General features: G+C 50.5%; 23 protein-coding genes and 5 tRNA genes. 23 read left to right on the top strand and 5 right to left on the bottom strand.

Annotated features, from left to right (window positions below):
- Window positions 1-37: 37 nt before the first annotated feature.
- From lolB to IE054_RS02795, 5 genes are all read left to right on the top strand, one after another.
- Window positions 38-655, top strand: coding sequence for a lipoprotein insertase outer membrane protein LolB (gene lolB, locus IE054_RS02815; RefSeq protein ID WP_189403544.1), 618 nt, complete (start codon window positions 38-40; stop codon window positions 653-655).
- On the top strand, window positions 640-1,518 hold the full coding sequence (gene ispE, locus IE054_RS02810; RefSeq protein WP_189403543.1) for a 4-(cytidine 5'-diphospho)-2-C-methyl-D-erythritol kinase: 879 nt from the start codon (window positions 640-642) through the stop codon (window positions 1,516-1,518). Before lolB ends, ispE begins: the two co-directional genes overlap by 16 nt.
- A 4-nt stretch (window positions 1,519-1,522) precedes the next feature.
- Window positions 1,523-1,598 (top strand) — tRNA-Gln (locus IE054_RS02805).
- A gap of 31 nt (window positions 1,599-1,629) precedes the next feature.
- Window positions 1,630-2,577, top strand: coding sequence for a ribose-phosphate pyrophosphokinase (locus tag IE054_RS02800; RefSeq protein WP_189403542.1), 948 nt, complete (start codon window positions 1,630-1,632; stop codon window positions 2,575-2,577).
- Window positions 2,578-2,708: 131 nt separating this feature from the next.
- A complete protein-coding gene (locus IE054_RS02795; RefSeq protein WP_189403541.1) occupies window positions 2,709-3,200 on the top strand; it encodes a hypothetical protein in 492 nt (163 codons plus the stop codon).
- Window positions 3,201-3,598: 398 nt separating this feature from the next.
- On the opposite strand, the gene IE054_RS02790 is transcribed toward IE054_RS02795, so the two are convergent.
- Window positions 3,599-4,384: an alpha/beta hydrolase gene (locus tag IE054_RS02790; RefSeq protein WP_189403540.1), complete on the bottom strand. Its 786-nt coding sequence runs from the start codon at window positions 4,382-4,384 to the stop codon at window positions 3,599-3,601.
- A 503-nt stretch (window positions 4,385-4,887) separates the two neighbouring features.
- On the opposite strand from IE054_RS02790, the gene IE054_RS02785 reads away from it, so the two are divergent.
- A complete protein-coding gene (locus IE054_RS02785) occupies window positions 4,888-5,274 on the top strand; it encodes a hypothetical protein (protein ID WP_189403539.1) in 387 nt (128 codons plus the stop codon).
- A 112-nt stretch (window positions 5,275-5,386) separates the two neighbouring features.
- Window positions 5,387-6,010, top strand: coding sequence for a YceI family protein (locus IE054_RS02780; protein WP_189403538.1), 624 nt, complete (start codon window positions 5,387-5,389; stop codon window positions 6,008-6,010).
- A gap of 48 nt (window positions 6,011-6,058) precedes the next feature.
- Here the strand turns inward: IE054_RS02780 and IE054_RS02775 are convergent, their stop codons facing one another.
- On the bottom strand, window positions 6,059-7,426 hold the full coding sequence (locus tag IE054_RS02775) for an amidohydrolase family protein (RefSeq protein ID WP_189403537.1): 1,368 nt from the start codon (window positions 7,424-7,426) through the stop codon (window positions 6,059-6,061).
- A gap of 316 nt (window positions 7,427-7,742) precedes the next feature.
- On the opposite strand from IE054_RS02775, the gene IE054_RS02770 reads away from it, so the two are divergent.
- The 9 genes from IE054_RS02770 (at window position 7,743) to IE054_RS02730 (ending at window position 13,391) form a co-directional block, all read left to right on the top strand.
- A complete protein-coding gene (locus IE054_RS02770; RefSeq protein ID WP_189403536.1) occupies window positions 7,743-8,420 on the top strand; it encodes a 50S ribosomal protein L25/general stress protein Ctc in 678 nt (225 codons plus the stop codon).
- Between the two features lie 5 nt (window positions 8,421-8,425).
- Window positions 8,426-9,013 (top strand): aminoacyl-tRNA hydrolase, encoded by a 588-nt coding sequence (gene pth / locus IE054_RS02765; RefSeq protein WP_189403535.1) that lies wholly within the window; start codon window positions 8,426-8,428, stop codon window positions 9,011-9,013.
- Between the two features lie 27 nt (window positions 9,014-9,040).
- Window positions 9,041-10,132, top strand: a complete 1,092-nt coding sequence (gene ychF, locus IE054_RS02760; RefSeq protein ID WP_189403534.1) for a redox-regulated ATPase YchF — start codon at window positions 9,041-9,043, stop codon at window positions 10,130-10,132.
- A gap of 228 nt (window positions 10,133-10,360) precedes the next feature.
- Window positions 10,361-11,221: a peptidylprolyl isomerase gene (locus IE054_RS02755; protein WP_189403533.1), complete on the top strand. Its 861-nt coding sequence runs from the start codon at window positions 10,361-10,363 to the stop codon at window positions 11,219-11,221.
- A 152-nt stretch (window positions 11,222-11,373) separates the two neighbouring features.
- Window positions 11,374-11,450, top strand: a tRNA-Met gene (locus IE054_RS02750).
- A gap of 46 nt (window positions 11,451-11,496) precedes the next feature.
- A tRNA-Leu gene (locus IE054_RS02745) sits at window positions 11,497-11,581 on the top strand.
- Between the two features lie 4 nt (window positions 11,582-11,585).
- A tRNA-Gln gene (locus IE054_RS02740) sits at window positions 11,586-11,661 on the top strand.
- A gap of 39 nt (window positions 11,662-11,700) precedes the next feature.
- Window positions 11,701-11,776, top strand: a tRNA-Gln gene (locus IE054_RS02735).
- Window positions 11,777-11,987: 211 nt separating this feature from the next.
- Entirely contained in the window at window positions 11,988-13,391 is a 1,404-nt protein-coding gene (locus IE054_RS02730) for an alanine/glycine:cation symporter family protein (protein WP_189403532.1), read from the top strand.
- A 45-nt stretch (window positions 13,392-13,436) separates the two neighbouring features.
- Here the strand turns inward: IE054_RS02730 and IE054_RS02725 are convergent, their stop codons facing one another.
- Window positions 13,437-13,985 carry a carboxymuconolactone decarboxylase family protein gene (locus tag IE054_RS02725; protein WP_189403531.1) on the bottom strand — a complete coding sequence of 183 codons (549 nt, stop codon included), beginning with the start codon at window positions 13,983-13,985 and terminating at the stop codon, window positions 13,437-13,439.
- A gap of 117 nt (window positions 13,986-14,102) precedes the next feature.
- Here IE054_RS02725 and IE054_RS02720 point away from each other — a divergent pair, with 117 nt between their 5' ends.
- On the top strand, window positions 14,103-14,726 hold the full coding sequence (locus IE054_RS02720) for a TetR/AcrR family transcriptional regulator (RefSeq protein ID WP_189403530.1): 624 nt from the start codon (window positions 14,103-14,105) through the stop codon (window positions 14,724-14,726).
- Here the strand turns inward: IE054_RS02720 and IE054_RS02715 are convergent.
- On the bottom strand, window positions 14,685-14,864 hold the full coding sequence (locus tag IE054_RS02715; protein WP_189403529.1) for a hypothetical protein: 180 nt from the start codon (window positions 14,862-14,864) through the stop codon (window positions 14,685-14,687). The two genes, IE054_RS02720 and IE054_RS02715, sit on opposite strands and share 42 nt — an antisense overlap.
- Window positions 14,852-16,039 (bottom strand): FAD-dependent monooxygenase, encoded by a 1,188-nt coding sequence (locus IE054_RS02710; RefSeq protein WP_189403528.1) that lies wholly within the window; start codon window positions 16,037-16,039, stop codon window positions 14,852-14,854. The genes IE054_RS02715 and IE054_RS02710 overlap by 13 nt, the downstream gene beginning before the upstream one ends.
- Window positions 16,040-16,380: 341 nt before the next feature.
- Between IE054_RS02710 and miaB the strand changes: the two genes are divergently transcribed.
- The 6 genes from miaB to IE054_RS02680 form a co-directional block, all read left to right on the top strand.
- A complete protein-coding gene (gene miaB / locus IE054_RS02705) occupies window positions 16,381-17,817 on the top strand; it encodes a tRNA (N6-isopentenyl adenosine(37)-C2)-methylthiotransferase MiaB (protein WP_189403527.1) in 1,437 nt (478 codons plus the stop codon).
- Between the two features lie 33 nt (window positions 17,818-17,850).
- Window positions 17,851-18,921, top strand: coding sequence for a PhoH family protein (locus tag IE054_RS02700; protein ID WP_189403526.1), 1,071 nt, complete (start codon window positions 17,851-17,853; stop codon window positions 18,919-18,921).
- Complete coding sequence (gene ybeY / locus IE054_RS02695; protein WP_373293809.1) at window positions 18,918-19,406, top strand: rRNA maturation RNase YbeY; 489 nt, start codon at window positions 18,918-18,920, stop codon at window positions 19,404-19,406. Before IE054_RS02700 ends, ybeY begins: the two co-directional genes overlap by 4 nt.
- Before the next feature lie 34 nt (window positions 19,407-19,440).
- The gene (gene corC / locus IE054_RS02690; protein ID WP_189403525.1) at window positions 19,441-20,298 is read left to right on the top strand and encodes a CNNM family magnesium/cobalt transport protein CorC; all 858 of its coding nucleotides are present in this window, start codon (window positions 19,441-19,443) and stop codon (window positions 20,296-20,298) included.
- A gap of 18 nt (window positions 20,299-20,316) precedes the next feature.
- Window positions 20,317-21,801, top strand: coding sequence for an apolipoprotein N-acyltransferase (lnt, locus tag IE054_RS02685; RefSeq protein ID WP_189403789.1), 1,485 nt, complete (start codon window positions 20,317-20,319; stop codon window positions 21,799-21,801).
- A 170-nt stretch (window positions 21,802-21,971) separates the two neighbouring features.
- Window positions 21,972-22,388 (top strand): Hsp20 family protein (locus IE054_RS02680; RefSeq protein ID WP_189403524.1); only part of this gene is annotated, 417 nt, incomplete at its 3' end.

Below are 22,388 nucleotides of genomic sequence, written 5' to 3'. Positions count from 1 at the left end.
TGAGCATTGACGTTTTACATTTGCAGGCTAGATTTCAATGACGTTCCGTCTGGTTTTTGTTTCATTGCTGGTAGTGTTTTTCAGTGCCTGCAGCACCCTTCCCGATGGCCCGCAGCGCACCGTAGACCTGCCGGCGCAGCTTGCTGCTCTGGAAAAAGTGAACCGCTGGCAGCTACGCGGAAAAATGGCGATCCGCAACCAGCAAAAAGCGGTAAGCGCCACTGTTATCTGGAAAACCGATGGTCGGAATTTTCATTTTAGATTAACCAATTTACTGGGTATCACACTGGCCGATCTTCGCGTGAATGAAGACGGGGCCACCCTACAAGCCGACGGTGATACGCTGCGTGATACCGACGCCGAGCGGCTTGTTGCGTCTGTTACCGGTCTGGCAATACCACTGAAAGATCTGCTGGTGTGGGTTAAAGGGCTGCCACAGAATGACGACCGCTACCGACTCAACGAGAAGGGGCTGGTCAGCGCCCTGTGGCCAGCGTGTGATGATTGTAACGGCTGGCAAGTCAGTTATAACAATTATGGCGACGTGCAATTTGCCAACCAAACGGTGTGGCTGCCTCACGATATCCGCCTGACCCGCGCCCAGCAACCTGATATTTTAATTAAGATTCGTATAGACCAATGGACACTCAACTGATGTCCCGGGACTGGTGGCCCAGCCCGGCTAAATTAAACCTGTTTCTACACATTCTTGGTCGCCTGGATAGTGGCTATCACCAGTTGCAGTCGCTGTTTCAGATCCTTGATTATGGTGACCGGCTGGCATTTGATATAAATCGCTCAAGTACCGTGCAACTGGACACCCACATTGTCGGTGTGGCCCATGATGATAACCTGATTGTGCGCGCTGCTCGCTTACTCAAGCCGCATGCTGCTACCGATGCTGGCGTGCGTATTTTTCTGGACAAACAGTTACCCATGGGCGGCGGTATCGGCGGCGGCTCCTCGAATGCGGCGACCACCCTGGTGGCGCTGAATCATCTGTGGCAGTGCAATCTCACCGAGGATGCGCTGGCAGAGCTTGGCTTGTCACTCGGGGCCGATGTACCGATTTTTGTACGGGGGCGTACCGCCTTTGCCAATGGTGTGGGGGAGGAACTCACGCCGGCACCGTTAGCGCCATGCTGGTATCTGGTGGTCAATCCCGGTGTGCATGTCAGCACCGGCGAGGTTTTCTCATTGCCCGAACTACCCAGAAACACGCCTGCGCTTAGCTGGGCGTCGTATTCTTTCGAAAATACCCGCAATGACTGCCAGCAAATTGTCTGTGATCATTATCCCGAAGTTGCAAATTTATTACACTGGTTGGTACACTACGCACCGTCGCGGATGACGGGCACAGGCGCGTGCGTTTTCGCCACTTTTACTGACCAGAACGAAGCCAGCGAGGTTCAGGCAAAGTTGCCCGCCGAGTGGACGAGTTTTGTAGCAAAAGGGGTGAACCTCTCGCCACTACAACAAAAATTACAAGACGTGATCGCCGCATCGGACATGAATTAAAAATTGGGGTATAGCCAAGTTGGTAAGGCAGCGGGTTTTGATCCCGTCATTCGCAGGTTCGAGTCCTGCTACCCCAGCCACCTCTTTTAGCAAAGCACTGAGGAATCACTTGTGCCAGATATGAAGCTCTTTGCAGGTAACGCCGTCCCAGAACTCGCCCAGAAAGTTGCCGACCGTCTCTATACCAAGCTGGGTAATGCCAGCGTAGGCCGTTTTAGTGACGGAGAAATAAGCGTCGAAATTCATGAAAACGTCCGTGGCTCGGACGTTTTTATTATCCAGTCTACGTGCGCCCCCACCAACGATAACCTGATGGAACTGATAGTGATGATCGACGCCCTGCGTCGTGCATCTGCAGGCCGCATCACCGCGGTCATGCCATACTTTGGCTATGCCCGTCAGGACCGCCGGGTGCGCTCAGCACGGGTACCTATTACCGCCAAGGTGGTGGCAGACTTCCTGTCTAATGTAGGTGTAGACCGCGTTCTCACCATTGACCTGCATGCCGAACAGATCCAGGGCTTCTTCGATGTTCCAGTGGATAACGCCTTCGGTACGCCCATCTTGCTGGCCGATATGATGCAGCGTGACTTTGCCGACCCGGTTGTTGTATCACCAGACATTGGCGGCGTTGTGCGCGCCCGCGCAACCGCAAAGCTGTTAAACGAGACCGATCTGGCTATCATCGATAAACGTCGTCCCAAGGCCAACGTGGCACAGGTGATGAATATTATCGGCGATGTGAAAGACCGTGACTGCATCATTGTCGATGACATGATTGATACTGGCGGTACTCTGGCCAAGGCCGCTGAAGCGTTGAAAACCCATGGTGCGCGTAATGTCTATGCGTACGCAACGCATGCCATATTCTCTGGCAATGCGGTAGCCAACCTTAAAGATTCGATGATTGATGAAATCATCGTGACCGACTCTATCCCGCTGAGCAAAGAAATGAAGGCGCTGAACAAGGTTAAGCAACTGACCTTGTCGGAGATGCTGGCCGAGACCATTCGCCGCATCAGTAACGAAGAGTCAATTTCGGCAATGTTCGATTACTGATAAAACGTTATTGCACACCAGGGCAGCGTCACGCTGCCCTTTTTTGATCCTGCTCTGTTCATCCTGCATTCATTTACATTATTGATAATTGTCATTATTCTCGTTCGAAACCCTTACCGGATGAACTACCCATGATGAACCGAGTAACACTTGCTTCGCTGATAATGACAAGCTTGCTTGCCACCGGCTGTAATGATGAATCCGAGGCACCTGACACAACAGAGGCCCAGCAATTGCAAACCGACAGCAATGTTTCCCAGCAAGGCGATACAACTGCGTCAACTGACGAAGCGTCGGCCAGAGAAGTGCCCGAACGCGTTAAAGAGCTGGCCAGTCAGAAGCCGATTAAGGAGCAGTCGCCGATGCAAACCACCACTGTGACCGGCACCATCACCTACAAGGATCTTGAAGGTGGTTTCTATGCCCTGATTACCAGTGACGGGCAGCGCTTTCTGTTACAGGATCTGGATGTGGAGTACCAAAAGCACGGCATGGTGGCCAAAGTAACCGGCATCCCCCACCCTAATATGCGCACCATTCAGCAGTTTGGCACCCCATTTGAAGTCAGCAGTGTCGAAATTGTTGATGACTCGAAGGTTGAACCGAAAAACCGTGAGCGTTAACACGTTATCAATGAATAAATAAACGGGCAGCACGCCGACAGGATGGTTTAGTTTAGCCGGCTCTGGCGTGCTGATCACTTTTTACATTTTACTTTTCTGCAATCGTAACTGCGCTGGTAACCGTTCCAGGTGAAAGTACCCAGCAGTTTTCAGTTATTACCGACGCCACAGGCAGTGTCAGGCACATACCTGCCCCATCGAGCATACTTATTTTATTACCGGCCCTGATGATGCTGCTTGCTGCATGCCAAAGACAGTTCTGAGATTGTCGGTTAATTCTACAAATGTGCGCCGTCGCAGCCTTGTTTGAGACGGCGCACTTACGTGACGAGAGCGACGGCCGAAAGAAGCGCCTGAACATTTGCCAGCAGTTTAAGTAGAGAGGTTATTATTAATTGTTACTCCTTTGTCCCCTGGCTATGATTCAACTCGTAGAGTCTTTCTATGCCAGTTAACAGGGTAAACAAAGGCAGCGTCATAAATTCATGTTCACTAAAATCACGATAATCGTACTTCATCGCAATATCGGATGTACGTTGTAGCAACCTGTGTAGTTGCCTGTACTCCTGCAACTGATGCTGCTCTTTGACACTACTACCATGACTATAAAGTAAATAGCGACCAGCCATTTGCTCCGGAACCCCTTTCCTTTCGAGAGTGCTCATTATCTTCGCATAGTCATCTTTAAGTTCCGGGCTGGCGGCAAAATACGCATCAAACAGCGTAGGCTTGCTCAGCATGGCAGATAACACCAGTGTGGCATTAACACGAAACCCGCTCATTATCCGGTAGCCGTTGGTACGGTACTGCTTATCGATTCTCGGTAACAGTGACTCAGCAAAAAAATCAATCAGCGGTGTCTGTTCGCCGCTACTATCAAACAACTGACCCACTGGATTGCCCCGTACAGGCGTAACAATGATGGTTTCCGGCCAGGGCCATTCGCCATTATGACTTAACCAGTCATGCATGCCATTTAAATAAGTATGTCCGTAATAATGAAAATCAAAAAGTAATGTGTAGCGCTTGTCGGTTTTTTTGTTATAGCTTTCTGGCAGGCTTATTCTGAATGTTAACGGTTCAGAAAAGCGGCTGTCGTCAATTGATATAAACTCACTTCCTTGAGCACTACAGATAAAAAGTGCAGCAAAGAAAAAACTGGTAATCCTGAGTATTGAGGGCATTTTTAGCATTCACTGTTAGATATTGGTCTTTGTACTTTGTACTTTGTATGGGTTACGAGTTGGCTACTGTTAGCCACTACATGCAGATATATCAGATTTTTCACAGGGCATCTAATTAGGACGATATATACCCGTAATTTCTCACCAAGGGCTACGACCAGTGTGTGCACAACCTGCCTTGCAACAGCGCACGTCAGGACTGTTGAGTGACAACAGTCTTAATTGATTACGACTTTTGGAACAGTAGAAAACTTTTGCCAAATGTTCGATGATAAGCAGGTCATCATTTAACGCGGTAGTCAGGACGTTACCCCCTTCATAAAAGGAACTTAAGATGAATCCGTTAACCATGGATGAACTAAGCAATGTAAACGGTGCAGGCATTGATGACGCAGTTTTATCACGGGCTCTACGGCACTCGGATCAATAAGTGGCGCTATGTTCTGCTATGACTAAGTGCAACCTTTAGCGGGGATAGTCAGCCCCTGTTTTCAGAGAAGGTTATGAATTTTTTCTTCTTTTTTAATTACACAATGAGCCTTTTTATCTTAGGCAGCATGAGTAATTTATTTTCGAATGACCAACGTCCACTCTGGCTTTTGCTGGATGCTGTTCTGGTAATTGCGCTGACTTTTTATTGCTTTAAAGTGGGGCGCTACCCAATTGTTGTCAATGACAGGTCGTTGAGAATCAATGACTACCCGGTATGGCATACCTTTAAACTGGCTGACGTCAAAGCGCTTATCGTTGAGCACCGCAAACTCACAATACAATTAGAAAACCGCACAAAAACAATCACGTTTTTATTGCCGATTGCTGATGTACTACCACCTGAACTCACCAAAAAAGTTAAGGTGGAATTACGGCAGCCTGTTAATTCTCGCTTATAGTTTTAATGGTGAAAGTCAGGCTATGCGGTTATCCAGTTCAGTTCGCGTATTTTCAATCCGGTTGGCGCGAAACGCACTATAAACAGTAATTGATTATTGGGCGGGTGTGACGATGAAAAAAACGGCTTTTGTATTACTTTGTGCATCTGTAATGGCAGGCTGTATCAGCTGGGTTATGGCTAAATCTGACTTTACAGATATGCCTGAGGGCACCTATACGCTGGATGAAACCCACGCTAGTCTTGTATGGAAGGTTTCGCACATGGGTCTGTCGAACTACACCGCACTTTTTACCGAGTTTGACGCCAGTATTGCATTTGATCCCGCCGATATTTCGCAGAGCCGTGTCACCGCGACCGTAGATGCAAATTCAGTCGAAACGCACTATCCGCATCCTAAGGAAACGGACTTTAATGCCGAACTGGCAAACAGTGATAGCTGGTTTAACGCTAAGCAATACCCCGTTATCCGTTTTGAATCCACCGACATTGAGATGCATTCGGCACGTCAAGCCAGTATGACCGGGAACCTTACAATGCGTGGTGTTACTAAACCAGTCACATTCGATGTCACGTTAAACGGTGCCATGGCGTTGCAGCCGTTAAGCGGTAAACCCACGCTGGGATTTTCAGCGACGACAACATTGAATCGCTCTGACTGGGGAATGACAAAACACATTCCGACAGTCGGCGATGCGGTTACCGTGACAATTGAAGCTGAATTTGCCAGGCAGTGATAAATAAAGGTGTGCATGTCACACCTTTATCGTTCAGACAGTCTCACGCTACGGTAACGCGCTCTCTATGACATCGCCATCGTACTTATACAGCGTACCGCCTTTCATCACCATATCTACATCCTGTAACAAATTGATATACCGCAATACATCGCCTTTTACGGCGATAATATCGGCCACCTGACCGGCTTTAATTGTTCCCACTTTGTCCTGTACCCCCATCATTACCGCAGGCCAGTAAGTTGCCGCGCGAATGGTATCCATGGGGTCCATGCCGAACTCTTCTACCCACAGCGCCAGTTCATTCCACGTACTCTGGCAATGAAATTTGGTTGGGATACCACTGTCGGTACCAACAAGTAACACGACGCCCGCCTCTCGCAACTGTTCGAATTTATGTTTAAGTGTGGGTTTACGCAGTGGTGTAAGCTGCATGTAGTCCAGTTTCCCGGGATCCTCCAGTGACTGTTTTATATCTGCAATGGTGTCGTCTTTTAAGCCACGTTCCCAGCAGCTCGAATCCAGCTTTTCAGGATTCGCCACCGTCAGGTTGTAGTTCCACAACCCTTCAATGGTGGGTGTCCAAAAAAGCGGACCACCGGCAACCCGCCCTGTGGCGGTGCGCTCTTTTAGTTTTTCTATGATATCGTCAGGGTAACCAGGCGACGTCGTTAGCCCGGTGTGTTCAAAGTTATCCACCCCGATATCAAGACCTACGCGGATTTCATCAGGACGATGCGAGTGCGCGACCACTTTAAGGTTTCGCTTGTGGGCCTGGTTAACAACTTCATGCGCCACCCCATCCGGCATTTTGTCCTGGTCAATCAGTTTGATGATATCGACGCCGGCATCCGCCAGTTGATTCACCTTCTGCCTCGCCTCTTCTTTGGTTTTTACGCCCCAGCGGTAATGATCGGTACCGGGATACGGCTCGGCCTGAATAAACGGGCCTGACACATAAAGCGTTGGTCCCGCACGCTCACCATCTGCAATTTCCTGCTTAAGTCCTATTGAAGGCTCCAGAGGCGCACCCAGATCCCGAGCACTGGTGATCCCCGCCAGTAGTAACTGCTCAGCACTGGCCGGCATGATTTCGTCAGCCAGCCGGTCTTTGTAGGTTGGCTGCCAATGACTGTAATCCGCATGGCCGTTCAGCATCAGGTGTGCATGGTTTTCCCACAGTCCCGGCAACACATCCATGCCTTCTGTACTGATCTGTTCATAATCATCGGGAATAGCAAGCGTTTCAACGGTGCCAACTTGCTCAATCACGCCGTCATTCACGAGAATAACACTATCCTGAACAGGCGTATGACCGTACCCATCGATCAGACGCCCTCCCACCAGCGCCTGCTTATCGGCGAATGCGGGCAGTGCAATAACAGCACTGACTAACAGTAAAACCGCTGCTTTCATATTATTTCCTTCACGTTTGTTATTAATTATTGTGTCCCCTTAACCTGTTATACCCACCATTTTCCTGAATTTTGCTCTATATACGTTCAGCTGACTATCTGACGCGGCAGGTCGCATCGGTTTAAGACCCGGCCGTGGCTGGCGCGTCTCGCAGATTTTTAACGCCGGCCATTTGTAACCTCATGCACACAGTGGTAGAATTCGCCGCCCTTGAAATTCAGGGTCGCTGTAGCTGAGCCTCAGATTACAGTGTAGCGGTAGATTTTTGGTCGCGAAAATCTACGAATTTTAATGACTTAACATTTGGAGACAGTCCATGGCTGGATCAATTTATAACTTGGATGCCACTGTCCGCACAGACATGGGGAAAGGTGCGAGCCGCCGCCTGCGTCGTGAAGACAAAGTACCTGGTATTCTATACGGCGGTGAAGAAGCGCCGGTAGCACTGACCTTTGATCACAACAAAATCAACAACTCTGCTGATTACGAAGCGTTTTACTCGCACGTTCTTACACTGAACATCGACGGCAAGAAAGTTGAAGCGCTGGTTAAAGACATGCAGCGTCACCCGTACAAGCCTAAAATCACGCACATTGACTTTCAGCGTGTTATCGCAGGCGAAGAGCTTCACACTAATGTACCACTTCACTTCATCAATGAAGAGAAGTGCGAAGCCATTAAGAATGACGGCGGCATTGCCGAGCATCACGTGAATGAAATTGAAATTCACTGTCTGCCGAAAGATCTGCCAGAGTACATTGAAGTAGACATGGCTGACATCGAAATGGGTCACACCCTTCACCTGTCAGACATCACTCTGCCTAAAGGCGTATCGTCTGTAGAGCTTGCTAAAGAAGACGAAACTCACGACCTGGCAGTTGTCACAGTTAAGCCTGCACCTAAAGCCCCAGCAGTTGACGAAGAAGAAGGGTCTGATGACACCGAAGCTTCTGGCGATGACAGCGAAGGCGAAGAAGGCAAAACTGAGGAATAATCAGCTTGGCTGATATTCGTCTTATCGTGGGCCTGGGTAATCCGGGCCCCGAATATGAACATACCCGTCACAATGCAGGCGCCTGGTATCTTAGCCAGCTAGCCGATTTTCATCACACGCACCTCAAACCAGAATCAAAGTTTTTCGGAAAAACCGGTCGTATTACTATCGACGGTCACGATGTCCGTTTGCTCTACCCTACTACCTTTATGAACCGCAGCGGTCAGGCAGTAGCAGCAATGGCAAACTTTTACCGCATTGAGCCCGAGCAGATCCTGGTAGCTTTTGATGAGCTTGATCTCCCGGCAGGCGTGGCCAAGTTTAAAGTTGGCGGCAGTTCCAGTCAGAACGGTGTAAGAGACATTGTGAGCAAGCTGGGTAATAACAAGAATTTTCTGCGGTTGCGCATTGGCATTGACCACCCGGGACATAAAAGTAAGGTGACCGGCCACGTACTGGGTAAGCCGTCGCAAACCGAAAAGCAGGCTATCGACAGCGCCATTGATGAGGCGGTTCGCTGTACGGGTATTCTGTTTAAACACGATCTTAAAATGGCGCAAAACCGGCTGCATTCTTTCAAAGCCGACGCCTGACACTCAACCAGACAAGGATCCAACACCATGGGTTTTAAATGCGGTATCGTCGGCCTGCCAAATGTGGGTAAATCGACGCTATTTAATGCACTGACCAAAGCAGGTATCGAAGCAGCTAACTTCCCGTTCTGTACCATCGAGCCGAATACCGGTGTGGTACCGGTACCGGACACGCGTCTGGACAAGCTTGCGGCCATTGTTAATCCACAGAAAGTGATCCCCACTTCCATGGAGTTTGTGGATATTGCCGGCCTGGTTGAAGGCGCCTCAAAAGGTGAAGGTCTGGGCAACAAGTTCCTGGCTAACATCCGTGAAACCGATGCTATTGGTCATGTTGTGCGTTGTTTTAACAATGACAACATTGTACACGTGTCTGGCAAAGTGAGCCCGCAGGATGATATTGATGTTATCAATACCGAGCTGGCGCTGGCCGACCTGGAAACCACCGAAAAAGCCCTGATCCGCGTCGGTAAACGCGCTAAAGGTGGCGACGGTGATGCCAAAGCCGAACTAAAAGTGCTGCAAAAGATTAAACCGCACCTGGACGAAGGCCAGTTGCTGCGCTCTCTGGAACTCTCCAAAGAAGAAAAAGCGGCAATCGCGCACATGAACATGCTGACGCTGAAGCCCACCATGTACATTGCCAACGTTAACGAAGACGGCTTTGATGATAATCCCTATCTGGATGAAGTTAAGGCGATTGCTGAAGGCGAAAATGCTGTGGTGGTTGCGGTCTGCGCATCGATTGAGTCGGAAATTGCCGAACTGGATGACGATGAAAAAGAAGAGTTCATGCAGGATATGGGGCTGGAAGAGCCTGGCTTGAACCGCGTTATCCGTGCCGGTTACAACCTGCTTAACCTGCAGACGTATTTTACTGCCGGCGTTAAAGAAGTGCGCGCCTGGACCTATCCGGAAGGCTCCACCGCCCCGCAGGCGGCCGGTAAAATTCATACCGATTTTGAAAAAGGTTTTATCCGCGCCGAAGTGGTCAGCTATGACGACTTCGTCGAGTTCAACGGTGAACAGGGTGCTAAGGATGCCGGTAAATGGCGTCTGGAAGGCAAGGAATACATCGTCAAAGACGGCGACGTGATTCACTTCCGCTTTAACGTTTAGTCAGCCAGTCACGTTACACCAAGCCCTGCAGATCACTGCAGGGCTTTTTTATATATTCCCCTGCTTATTTGAGCGTTTTACCCACACATCTGGTATTGCACAAAGTCTGCTCATAACGTTATATGTGTCTTTGATACCGATAACATAGTAGCGTGAAATCGCAATGATTCGCTCGCGGCGTATACCATTACCTATTGCACTCACTTGACAAATTTAAGGCTGGTTTCAATGCCCTACCGTTACCTATTGCTGCTTCTTGCCCTGCTGACTACGCCTGTCTACTCAGAAACAAATGACGCGCAGTGGTACACGCCTCCGCCAGAAGACCTGGTACACCTTAACACCCGGTTCGGTGAGGTGGTGATCATGTTAAGTAGTGCCATTGCGCCAGCACACAAAGCGCGCTTTACCGCGCTGGTGAATAATGGTTACTACAATGATAAATATTTTTACAGGGTCATTGACGGTTTCGTCGCCCAGGCGGGGAGTAACATGGAAAGCCAGGATGGTCCGGATAAGTCCTCCCTTGGTGCGGAGTTTGTATCGCCTGTGACTAGGTCCTTCCTCCTGGTTGAGCCCAATGCAGTACATGCCCCGCAAACCGGATTTATTAACGGCATCCCTGCTGGACGCGATACAAAAGCCAATCAACAGTGGCTGCTTCACTGTCCGGGCGCCGTTGCATTTGCTCGCAACAATGATAAAGACAGTGCGACTACTGAGTTTTATATTGTCCTTGGCCAGGCACCGCGCCACCTGGATAAAAATATGTCAGTCATAGGTAAGGTTTTGTCCGGAATGGAGCACCTGCAAATGCTGCCACGCGGCGAACGTGAGGCAGGCGGCGTACTCGCCTCGCCAGGCTCGGACAGCCTGATTGTCTCGGCAACCACTGGCGACTCACTTGCCGCCAGCGAGCAGCGTCGTTTTCGTGTACAGCAGGCCTCTCACCCTGATTATCAGAAGAAAGTCTCAATTTCGCGTACTTTAGTTAATCCGTTTTACCACGACACGTCACTCACACCGCGGATGATTGACGTTTGTTACTACCAGACTGAAGTCGAGGAAATTGCTGCTAAACACGATTAAAACCGGGCATTTATGCATCAATAAGCATAGTTTTTAGCCCCTGCGGGTTATATATTAGCCACTTAAATAAATGTGTAAAAAAAGGGGTTGACGGTGACAACGCATATCCGCATAATACGCGCCACTTCCCAAGAGGGAGTAAACAATTAAGTGGCTACGTAGCTCAGCTGGTTAGAGCACATCACTCATAATGATGGGGTCGCAAGTTCGAATCTCGCCGTAGCCACCATTTTCACACTAACCCAGTCTATGGGTTTTTTATTGTGTGAAACCATGCGGAAGTGGTGGAATTGGTAGACACGCTGGATTTAGGTTCCAGTGCTTCACGGCGTGAGAGTTCAAGTCTCTCCTTCCGCACCATCGTTGGGGTATAGCCAAGTTGGTAAGGCAGCGGGTTTTGATCCCGTCATTCGCAGGTTCGAGTCCTGCTACCCCAGCCATTTTTCCAGAGTAATTGCGTTTTCAACGCGGTTGCCACTTGGGGTATAGCCAAGTTGGTAAGGCAGCGGGTTTTGATCCCGTCATTCGCAGGTTCGAGTCCTGCTACCCCAGCCATATACATAAACCGGCCCAGTGCCGGTTTTTTTGTCTCTGACGCTTTCCTTACAGCACACAGTCCGCCTTACTACGGTAAGTTGCAGGTTTTTACTGCTTAATCTCGAGCTTCTGGCCTTCCATACGGCTACATAACTGGTACTATGGATTTTGCGCTCGCGCCCAGTCGCGCGCACAGCTCAATAAACATAATTATAATCAAGGATATAGCGTGATTAATGAGTTAGTTTCAGCCATTAATAATGTACTTTGGGGCGACGGCCAGGTACTTATCCTAATGCTCATTGTGTGCGGGTGCTGGTTTACCTATCGACTCGGTGGCGTACAATTCAGGCACTTCTTCCACATGTTCGGCCTGCTGAAGAGCAGCACTGCCTCGACGAAAGACGGGATCAGTTCCTTTCAGGCGTTGTGCACCAGCCTCTCAGCCCGGGTTGGCACCGGAAATCTTGCCGGTGTGGCGGTGGCCATTTCACTGGGCGGCGCTGGCGCAATTTTCTGGATGTGGATGATTGCCCTGCTGGGAATGGCGACAGGCTTCGCTGAGAGCGTGCTGGGCCAACTGTATAAAGTACGGGACGATCGCGGCGAGTTTCGTGGCGGACCTGCGTACTACATTAAGCAGGGACTCAATAAGCGCTGGCTGGCAGTTCTCTTTTCGTTGTGTCTGTTTTTAGGCTACGGCTTTGTATTCAGTGCAGTTCAGGCCAATACTATTACCGATGCGCTGAACAATGCCTACCAGTTCCCGACGACCTGGTCCGGCCTTGTCATCATTGTACTGGCGGCACTCATTGTCGTTGGTGGTCTGCGCGGTATTGCACGCTTTGCGGAATACATCGTCCCCTTTATGGGTTTTGGCTACGTGGCCGTCGCACTGGTGATCACGCTGATGAATGCTGATGCGGTACCCGGTATGCTGATGGACATTATCCAGTCAGCCTTCGGTTTACAGGAGGCCGGTGCCGGCGCATTGGGCGCTGCCATTAAAAACGGGATCCAGCGAGGTCTGTACTCTAATGAAGCCGGTTCAGGCTCAGTCCCACACGCTGCAGCGGCTGCCACGCCAAATCCTAATCACCCGGTATCCCAGGGTTACATACAAATGCTCGGCGTGTTTCTGGATACCATGATTTTATGTACGGCCACAGCGTTTGTTATTCTGCTGGCAGGCGGTTCGTCGTCTGATCAAATGGAAGGGATCCGCCTTACTCAGGAGTCTATGGTCTCTCACCTTGGCGACGGTGGCAGTGATTTTGTGGCCGCTGCCATTTGCCTGTTTGCCTTTACGTCAGTCGTAGCGAACTATGCCTACGGCGAAAGTAACCTTCATATTTTTAAACTGGACAACCGGCCTGGTCGTGCGGCCTATACCGTTGGCTATCTGGCCATGATTTTCTGGGGAGCACAGGCGGCGCTGCCAGAGGTATGGGCTATGGCCGATATGGCACTGGGGCTGATGACAGTGATTAATATTGTTGCCATCATCTGGTTAACGCCCACGATAGTGGCGATAAGCAAAGATTATTTTACCAAGCACCAACGTGGTGAACGCCCCGAATACAAGCGCGGTGACTGTGAGATCCAGGGCAAAACAGAGAAAGGGATCTGGTAACCGGTGAGGCGATAACACGCCTCACCGCTTAAGCACTACCCTGTATTATTTGTGCCACTCAAACTTTTTAAATGACTCATCGACGGGGGTCTCAGCAAAGTGATTGACATAGTTACTCATCACTTTCTGAGACAGGATAAGTACAATCTCAAGTAAGTTTTGCTTGTCGTACCCGGCGCTGAAGAATGCGTCTTTCTCGGAGGCATCAAGGTGGCCGCGATTGCGCACTAATGCAAGGGTCGTGTTTTTTAGTGTATTAAGCTTCTCGTCGGTGAGTTTTTCATCATTTCTCAACGCTTCAATAAGTGCATCATCGACGTTCATGCTTTTCGCTATGCCAGTATGTGCCGGCACACAGTAATGACAGGCATGTTCTACATTAATCGTTTGCCAGACAACCGTCAGTTCGTCAGCATTGAATGACGTTTTCTGCGCCAGTTCGTGCAATTGCTGATAGCCATCTAGCAGGGTCGGTGCTTCCGCCATCACAGCATGAAGGTTCGGAATCATGCCAAATGCCTGTTCTGATTTTTCAAGCAACGACTTGGACTCTTCCGGTGCGCTTGATTTATCGTGTAAAGTAAAGTCTGTCATACTTATCTCCTGTTGTAGTGATTTCGTTTACGACGCTTTAAACATATGAACGCTTGAACGCTCGTTCAAGATCAATTGAACAAGTGTTCAAAACAAACTTTTATAAGGAATAACGTTTTGCAATACGAGAGCGACAGACTGGTCGAAAAAGCCACAGATTTATTCTGGCAACGTGGCTTTAACGCAACGGGTATGCGCGATATACAGGCCAGGCTGGACCTCCGGCCAGGCAGTGTTTATGCGCGGTTTCGCAGCAAAGATGCGCTTTTCGAACGAGTGCTTGGGGACTATGTGAAACACATGCAGGCAACGTTGCGTAGCGTGGCTGACGCTGAAAACCCTTTAGCGGCATTGAGAGCGTTTTTCGTCGACAGTATCACGACCTCGTCAGCCCACCGTTATAAAAGGCAGTGTTTGCTGGTAAAGTCACTCGCGGAGATAGACACATTGCCTGCCGCATCCCGCCAGACCATTGAACAGGGAATGCAAAAACTTCAGGCAGGCTTTTGCAGTGTTGTTGATGCGCTAAGCGCGCAGGATCGTCTCTCTTACCCGGTCAGACGAGACCTCCTGGCCAAGTGGCTACAAAACCAGTTTGTCGGACTGCGCACCTTTGCCAGCACCCATGATGATCTGGTTGATACCACGATCATGATCGACAAAGTGCTGCTGGATCTTCAAAGTCCGTGGCCAGACACTTCATCCACCGAGCAGCATACGAACCAGTTGGGCGACAAGTAGAATTCCCATCAATGGCCAGATCCACTTCGCCCATTTCGCGGCATCTTCATTACTGATACGCATTTTCGAGCGTTCCAGCAGCGGCACAATAACTGCCAGGCTGATAAACAGTACCGCCAGTATGATTAAAACTTCCATTCGTTCATTCCTAACGCGTATTTAAGCACCGAGCGCTTACCCAGTTCAAAATGCTCGGTTGCTGACAATAACTGATTTCTTATCCATTTGATGGGGCCGATATTATTGCTAAACAAGAGATAAAAGCCATCCATCGCGGTCATCATCTGCAGGTTTTCGCGCCGGCGCGGTATCTCATAGCGCTGACGAAGCTGCGAAGCAAAATCAGGTATATTCAAATCCGGCTTGTCAGCCGTCACGGCAAGCAACGTTTCCACGTCTTTAAAGCCCAGATTAACCCCCTGTCCGGCCAGCGGATTGATGGTATGGGCCGCATCTCCAATTAAAATATACGGCGCAGCGACATATGCACTGGCATGAGACCGGCTTAGCGGAAAGGCTGCCTTGCCCCTGATGGTAAATTCTGCCGCCTGCTCGTTGAGTTTAGCCGGGAAATGGTCACGAATCTGTGCCTTTAATTCGCTGTCGCTTAACCCCTTTATCCTGTTTAGTACTTGTGGTGAGTCATACCAGATAAGCGAGGCCATGTTGCCGTACATCGGCAAGAAGGCTCTGGGCCCGTCTGGCGTGAACTGCTGCCAGGTTTCGCTGCCACTGTCTTGTTCCAGTTCTATAACGATCCCCATCGCCTGCTGCCCGTACTGCCAGCCACTGGTACCAATGTTAGCGGCACTACGTACCTGCGAAGCAGCGCCATCCGCGCCGATCAGGTACCGACAGTCAAGGCATTCGTCGTTATCCAGTGTAAGCGATGCCCCGTCCTCGTTTTGCGCAATATGCCTGATAGTTTTATCTGACAGCCAGGTGACATTTTCAAACCCTTTGAGTGCCTGCATACAGCCTAGCTGCAGTAAACGATTTTCTACAAAATAGCCCAGCGTATCGATGTTGGCCATGTCGGCTGAAAAGGTTGTGACGTCGGCAGTTTCCCACACGGATAACGCGGTATAAGGTTTAAGTCGCATGCGTTCAATAGCCGACCAGGCTCCCAGCGCTTTTAAGAGTGTGACGGATGCATGACTGATGGCCGACACCCGTAAATCCGGTCCCTGCTCTGCTGAAAACGCCATGGGGGTGACAGGCTCAATCACCGCGATATGGTAGCCCTGCTGCGCCAGCCCCAGCGCCAGTGCTGAGCCCACCATACCACCACCATTAATACAAAAATCGAACATGAAAGCTCCTATCAAATCGCAGACAGCGCTCTGGTTAACGACGCGCCTGCGCCTGCCATTATGCGGTTAGCTGCGCTAAAAGTCATGGTCAGACACGACGATGCAATGCAGTTACCTGCCCGGTTGTAATGCGCGCTAACGCCAGGCAACTGGATTTCTGACTATGAATGCTACGAGTGACTGGGCAAAGCGGAGCAGAAAAGGTAAAATGTGCGGCTATTTTCGACACTGAACGGGTATGGAACCCAGCGTCGTGCCACGTTGTCGTACTGACTGCACATGTAAATCGCTGGCGTTAACCGAGCATACTTCAATTAATTACGGGTTATCAACTACTTGCTATGACTAAGAAGCTGTATATCAAAACCTGGGGTTGTCAGATGAACGAGTACGACTCGGACAAGATGGCAAACCTGCTAGACTCGACCCATGGCTACAGCGAAGCTGCTGAGCCTGAAGAGGCCGATGTGATCCTGCTTAACACCTGTTCCATCCGGGAAAAAGCGCAGGAGAAGGTCTTCCATCAACTGGGCCGCTGGAAAAATCTAAAGCAAACCAACCCTGACCTGATCATTGGCGTAGGCGGTTGCGTCGCGTCCCAGGAAGGTGAGCTTATTCGTCAGCGTGCGCCGTTTGTTGACCTGGTATTCGGACCGCAAACCCTGCACCGCCTGCCCGAAATGATTAATCAGTTGCAGGGTGGCGCACGCTCGGTGGTAGATGTCAGCTTCCCTGAAATTGAAAAATTTGACCGTCTGCCTGAGCCTCGCGCGGAAGGTCCCACTGCATTTGTCTCCATCATGGAGGGGTGCTCGAAGTACTGCACCTTCTGTGTGGTACCTTACACCCGTGGTGAGGAAGTCAGCCGTCCGGTCGATGATGTACTGTTAGAAGTGGCGCAGTTAGCGGGCCAGGGCGTACGTGAAGTCAACCTGCTGGGCCAGAACGTCAACGCCTATCGCGGCGATAATTTTGATGGCACCGAGTGCCGGTTTGCTGAATTACTGGAACTGGTGGCGGCCATTGATGGCATCGACCGCATTCGCTATACCACCTCACACCCGGTCGAATTTACAGACGATATCATTGACGCCTACACTTCTATTCCTGAGCTGGTTGATCACCTTCACCTGCCGGTGCAAAGCGGTTCAGACCGGGTTCTGAACCTGATGAAGCGCGGTCATACAGCCATTGAGTACAAGTCAAAAATCCGCAAGCTGAAGAAAGTTCGCCCGAACATTAGTATGTCCTCAGACTTCATTATTGGCTTTCCCGGTGAAACCGACGCTGATTTTGAAGCCACCATGGACTTAATTCAGGCGGTCAACTTCGATCTTAGCTTCAGTTTCATTTACAGTGCCCGCCCCGGTACGCCGGCAGCCGATGCGGTAGATGACGTGGACGATGAGACCAAAAAGCAGCGCCTGCATCTACTGCAGCAACGCTTAAATCAGCAGTCACAGCAAATCGCCCGCAACATGCTGGATACCGAGCAGCGTATTCTGGTCGAGGGGCCGTCAAAGAAGAATCCGATGGAACTGAGCGGTCGTACTGAAAATAACCGCGTGGTTAATTTTGAAGGCAGTCCGGACATGATTGGCGAGTTTGTGGATGTCGTCGTCACTGATGTATTCACCAACTCACTGCGTGGCAATGTGCTGCGCCGCGAACAGGATATGGGCTTGCGTGTTGCGGTTTCGCCCCAATCTATTATGAATAAACATCAGGGCAGTCAGCCCGACGCGCTGGGCGTGGGTCAGTTTACTCCCGCTCAGTAACGATAGTTAAGCAATAGCGAGGAAAACAACAGTTTGAGTAAAGTGGTAAGTAGCGAATTCGTACTGGAACCCGAAGACAACCGCCGGTTATCCAGCCTGTGCGGGCCGTTTGATGAAAACATCAAACAAATAGAGCGCCGCCTGGGGGTGGAGATCACCTATCGGAACAACATGTTCAAAGTGCTGGGTGAACCCCAGCAGACCAATGGTGCATCGGAACTGCTTAAACTGTTGTATATCGAGACGCAGCCGGTGAAAGGCATCATTCCGGTGCTCGAACCCGAGCAGATCCACCTGGCGATTCAGGAAGCACGCACACTGGAGCAGGATGAGCCGACGCATTACGGCAAAGAGGCGAATATACGCACTAAGCGTGGTGTGATTAAGCCGCGCAACGGCAATCAGGCGAAATACGTCAGCAATATCGTCAATCACGATATCAGCTTTGGTATTGGTCCGGCCGGTACCGGTAAAACCTACCTGGCAGTGGCGTGTGCGGTGGATGCACTGGAACGTCAGGAAGTACGCCGTATACTGCTGACCCGTCCTGCCGTTGAGGCAGGCGAAAAGCTGGGTTTCCTGCCTGGCGACCTGTCACAGAAGGTTGACCCTTACCTGCGCCCGCTGTACGACGCTCTGTTTGAAATGCTTGGCTTTGAAAAAGTCGAAAAGCTGATGGAGCGCAATGTGATTGAAGTGGCGCCATTGGCCTACATGCGCGGACGTACGCTTAACGATGCGTTTATCATTCTGGATGAAAGCCAGAACACCACGGTTGAGCAAATGAAAATGTTCTTAACCCGCATTGGCTTTAATTCCAAAGCTGTGATTACTGGCGATATCACGCAGATTGACTTACCGCGCGGCGCGCGCTCTGGTCTGCGTCATGCGATTGATGTGCTCAGTGATGTGTCTGACTTGTCATTTAACTTCTTTGCCGCCGGCGATGTCGTTCGACACCCCGTCGTTGCGCGTATTGTGCAGGCTTATGAGCAGCATGACGCGGAGCAGGAAACCCAGCGTAAGCAACGAAGCGATGAGAAAAAAGCGCAGGCCAAAGACGGCGGCAAGCCAGCCGGTCCTGAGGGTGAAACGCCGTCGTGACGGACGCTTCCCCCACTGCCCTGGTAGATTACCAGCAGGCTTTTGACGGCGATGCACAACTTGTCGCATCGCTGCCTTCTGAAGAGGATATCGCATACTGGGTATCACGTGTCCTTGCGCATCAGAAAATGGGTACACAGGAAGTGACCGTCCGATTTGTCGGTGAAGAAGAGTCTGCCACGCTCAACGGCGATTACCGTGATAAGCACTATCCTACCAATGTTTTGTCATTCCCGTTTGAGGCGCCGCCGGGTATCGAGCTGAATTTACTTGGCGACCTGGTGGTCTGTGTACCGGTAATTTGCAAAGAAGCCCGCGAGCAAAACAAGGCGGTTTCTGATCATTATACGCACATGATCGTACATGGCGTGCTACACCTGATGGGCTTTGATCACATCACTGATGCTGAAGCACAAGAAATGGAGGCGCTGGAAATTGCGATTTTGTCCCGCTTAGGCATTGACGATCCGTATCAAGAGCATTAAGTTTTCTTTTCTGTTTATCGAAATTATGGAATTTATGAGCGACGATAATCCCCACTCTACCAACGGCTCTTCGGGTAAAAGTTGGTTTGACAAAATAAAGTTGTCTTTCTCCGGAGAGCCGCAAAGCAAGGATGAACTGGTTGAAGTCATCAGTGACGCTGAACAGCGCGAGGTGATCGATCCGCAAACCCGCGAAATGATCGAAGGCGTTATCGGCGTTAACGAAATGAAAGTGCGGGATATCATGATCCCCCGGGCGCAGATGTCTACCATTGACATCAACCAGAAGGTAGAAGAATTCCTGCCCGTGATGCTCGAGTCTGCCCACTCCCGGTTTCCGGTCATTAGTGAAGATAAAGATCACATTGAGGGGATCCTGCTGGCCAAAGATCTGCTCAGTTATGCCTTTAATGCTGAGAAAGAATTTTCCTTACGTGAGATCCTGCGGCCGGCAGTGATTGTGCCGGAAAGTAAACGGGTTGATGTACTGCTTAAAGAATTCCGGCAGCAGCGCTATCATATGGCCATTGTGGTTGATGAATATGGCGGTGTATCGGGTCTGGTGACCATTGAAGATATTCTGGAAATTATCGTTGGTGAGATTGAGGACGAATATGACACCGAAGAAGATGGCACCGATGATATTCGCCCGCTGAATAAATACACCTACTCCGTTAAAGCTCTGACCCCGGTGGACGAGTTCAACAGTTTCTTTGAAACCACATTCAGTGAAGAAGAAGCGGACACCATTGGCGGCATCGTGCTCAAAGCCTTTGGTCATATGCCGGCTACCAATGATGAAATTACCATTGATGATATTCAGTTTAAGATTACCCATTCCGACAAGCGCCGTCTGGTGCAGTTAAAAGTCACGGTCCCAGCTCTGGAGTAATTTCCCCTGTCGTCTCTCATACATTACGGATTATTATTGCTGGCTGGCGCCAGCCTGACGTTCGCGTTTGCGCCATTTGGCGTATGGCCGGTCACGATCCTGGCCTGTGCCATTGCTGTCAGACAATTACACCGCACTGAACATCGTGGTTTTTTGACCGGCTGGGTTTTCGGGCTTGGCTGGTTTGGCGCGGGGATCAGCTGGGTCCACGTCAGTATTGCTGATTATGGCGGCCTGCCACTGATTGGCTCGGTCGGCATGATGGCTCTACTTTGTGCTTATCTGTCACTGTATCCGGCACTGGCGTTCTATCTTACCCGGCGGCTGTTCCCTGCTCACCTTATGCCACTGGCACTGCCGTTTTTCTGGACGTTGAGTGAATGGTTACGAAGCTGGGTGTTTTCTGGCTTTCCCTGGCTGTCGCTGGGCTACAGCCAAATCGACAGTCCTCTGGCAGGCTGGTTTCCGATACTGGGTGAAACAGGTATCAGCGCCCTGCTGGTCTGTCTGGGCGCCGCATTGGCGCTGGCCCACACCAGAGCAGCCCTGCTGCGGGCAGGTCTGGCTATCGCTATCGCGTATGTCAGTGGCTGGGTTGCCTCAACGTACAGTTGGGTCACGCCGGAGCGCAGCATCTCGATGGCCATGGTGCAGGGCAATATTGCGCAAAGCCTGCGCTGGGTGCCTGAACAGGACGGCCCGACCATGGAGAAATACCGCACTCTCACCGAGCCGCTATGGGACAATGACGTGATCATCTGGCCTGAAGCCGCAGTGCCTAAATTAGAGCCGCTGGCGCTGGATTACCTCGCTGAGATAGATAAAAAAGCCGCACAAACTAACAGCGCGCTGGTGACAGGCATTGTTAACTTTAACTGGGAAAATGATGATGCCTGGAACAGCATGATTGTACTGGGTAAGAAACAGCCTGACGCTCAGCAGGGTCACTACCGCTATTTCCACTCAAACCGTTACGCCAAGCACCACCTGCTACCCATTGGAGAGGTCGTACCTTTCGAAGATCTGCTGCGTGGGCTGGCACCCATTTTTGATTTGCCGATGTCCTCTTTCGCACGGGGGGATTTTCAGCAGCCGAATATCCAGGCTAACGGGGTTAGCATGGCACCCGCGTTATGCTTCGAAATTGCCTTCCCTCGCCAGGTCGGGGCAAATGTGCATAACGACACCGACGCCATTATCACCCTGAGTAATGATGCCTGGTTTGGTAACTCTCATGGTCCGGCACAGCACATGGAGATTGCCCGGGTACGCGCACTGGAATTCGGACGTCCGGTGATCCGCTCTACCAATAATGGTATTTCCGGCTTTATCGATCACCGGGGTAATGTGACGTCACGCCTGCCACAGTTTGAAGTGGGAAGCCTGAGTTCGCCTGTCACCCTGACCCGAGGAATTACACCATACGGTCGGTTTGGCGATATCCTGATTTGGGGGTTAACCCTGGCTATGCTGGTGCTGGCCTGGCGGCTGCGCCGTCAGTAATCATCCGTTTATCGATAATTTTTTAATTTTTTTACTTTTCTCTCTTGAAAACATTTTGTCCTACCCTATTTAGTAATTGTCGGCGCTGAACAGTCAGGCCGACAACTACCGCCGCCGATGTTTCGGGGCACTTAACTTAAAACATATTGCTTAATTTTGAGGATATGACTATGCGTAATATCGATCTATCTCCACTATACCGTTCATTCATTGGTTCTGACCACCTGGCATCACTGGTTGATGCAGCGTCCCGCGCTGAAAAACAAAGCACGTATCCGCCTTATAACATTGAGTTGTTAGGTGAGGATAAATATCGCATTACCATGGCGATTGCCGGCTTCAGCAAAGACGACGTCAACATTGAGGTGCAGGAAAATACGCTGACCATTACCGGTAAGAAAGAGACCGAAGAGAAACAAGGTAGCGAACGCAAGTACCTGCACAAAGGGATCTCCGAGCGTAATTTTGAACGCAAGTTCCAGTTGGGCGATCACGTTAAAGTACTGGCCGCCGATATGGAAAACGGACTGCTGCATATCGATATGGAGCGTGTCATTCCAGAAGCGAAGAAGCCGCGTCAAATTGAA

Origin of the sequence: Alteromonas halophila, from assembly GCF_014651815.1 — a bacterium.
GTDB classification, from domain to species: domain Bacteria; phylum Pseudomonadota; class Gammaproteobacteria; order Enterobacterales; family Alteromonadaceae; genus Alteromonas; species Alteromonas halophila.
Note: the sequence above shows the minus strand (reverse complement) of the source record. Positions and strands in the feature narration are given on the sequence as shown.

Bases quoted from the DNA above. Each gene is read 5' to 3' on its own strand.
- lolB (WP_189403544.1), top strand. From the start codon at position 38: ATGACGTTCCGTCTGGTTTTTGTTTCATTGCTGGTAGTGTTTTTCAGT.
- ispE (WP_189403543.1), top strand. From the start codon at position 640: ATGGACACTCAACTGATGTCCCGGGACTGGTGGCCCAGCCCGGCTAAA.
- IE054_RS02795 (WP_189403541.1), top strand. From the start codon at position 2,709: ATGATGAACCGAGTAACACTTGCTTCGCTGATAATGACAAGCTTGCTT.
- IE054_RS02790 (WP_189403540.1), bottom strand. From the start codon at position 4,384: ATGCCCTCAATACTCAGGATTACCAGTTTTTTCTTTGCTGCACTTTTT.
- IE054_RS02785 (WP_189403539.1), top strand. From the start codon at position 4,888: ATGAATTTTTTCTTCTTTTTTAATTACACAATGAGCCTTTTTATCTTA.
- IE054_RS02780 (WP_189403538.1), top strand. From the start codon at position 5,387: ATGAAAAAAACGGCTTTTGTATTACTTTGTGCATCTGTAATGGCAGGC.
- IE054_RS02775 (WP_189403537.1), bottom strand. From the start codon at position 7,426: ATGAAAGCAGCGGTTTTACTGTTAGTCAGTGCTGTTATTGCACTGCCC.
- IE054_RS02770 (WP_189403536.1), top strand. From the start codon at position 7,743: ATGGCTGGATCAATTTATAACTTGGATGCCACTGTCCGCACAGACATG.
- ychF (WP_189403534.1), top strand. From the start codon at position 9,041: ATGGGTTTTAAATGCGGTATCGTCGGCCTGCCAAATGTGGGTAAATCG.
- IE054_RS02755 (WP_189403533.1), top strand. From the start codon at position 10,361: ATGCCCTACCGTTACCTATTGCTGCTTCTTGCCCTGCTGACTACGCCT.
- IE054_RS02725 (WP_189403531.1), bottom strand. From the start codon at position 13,985: ATGACAGACTTTACTTTACACGATAAATCAAGCGCACCGGAAGAGTCC.
- IE054_RS02715 (WP_189403529.1), bottom strand. From the start codon at position 14,864: ATGGAAGTTTTAATCATACTGGCGGTACTGTTTATCAGCCTGGCAGTT.
- IE054_RS02710 (WP_189403528.1), bottom strand. From the start codon at position 16,039: ATGTTCGATTTTTGTATTAATGGTGGTGGTATGGTGGGCTCAGCACTG.
- miaB (WP_189403527.1), top strand. From the start codon at position 16,381: ATGACTAAGAAGCTGTATATCAAAACCTGGGGTTGTCAGATGAACGAG.
- corC (WP_189403525.1), top strand. From the start codon at position 19,441: ATGAGCGACGATAATCCCCACTCTACCAACGGCTCTTCGGGTAAAAGT.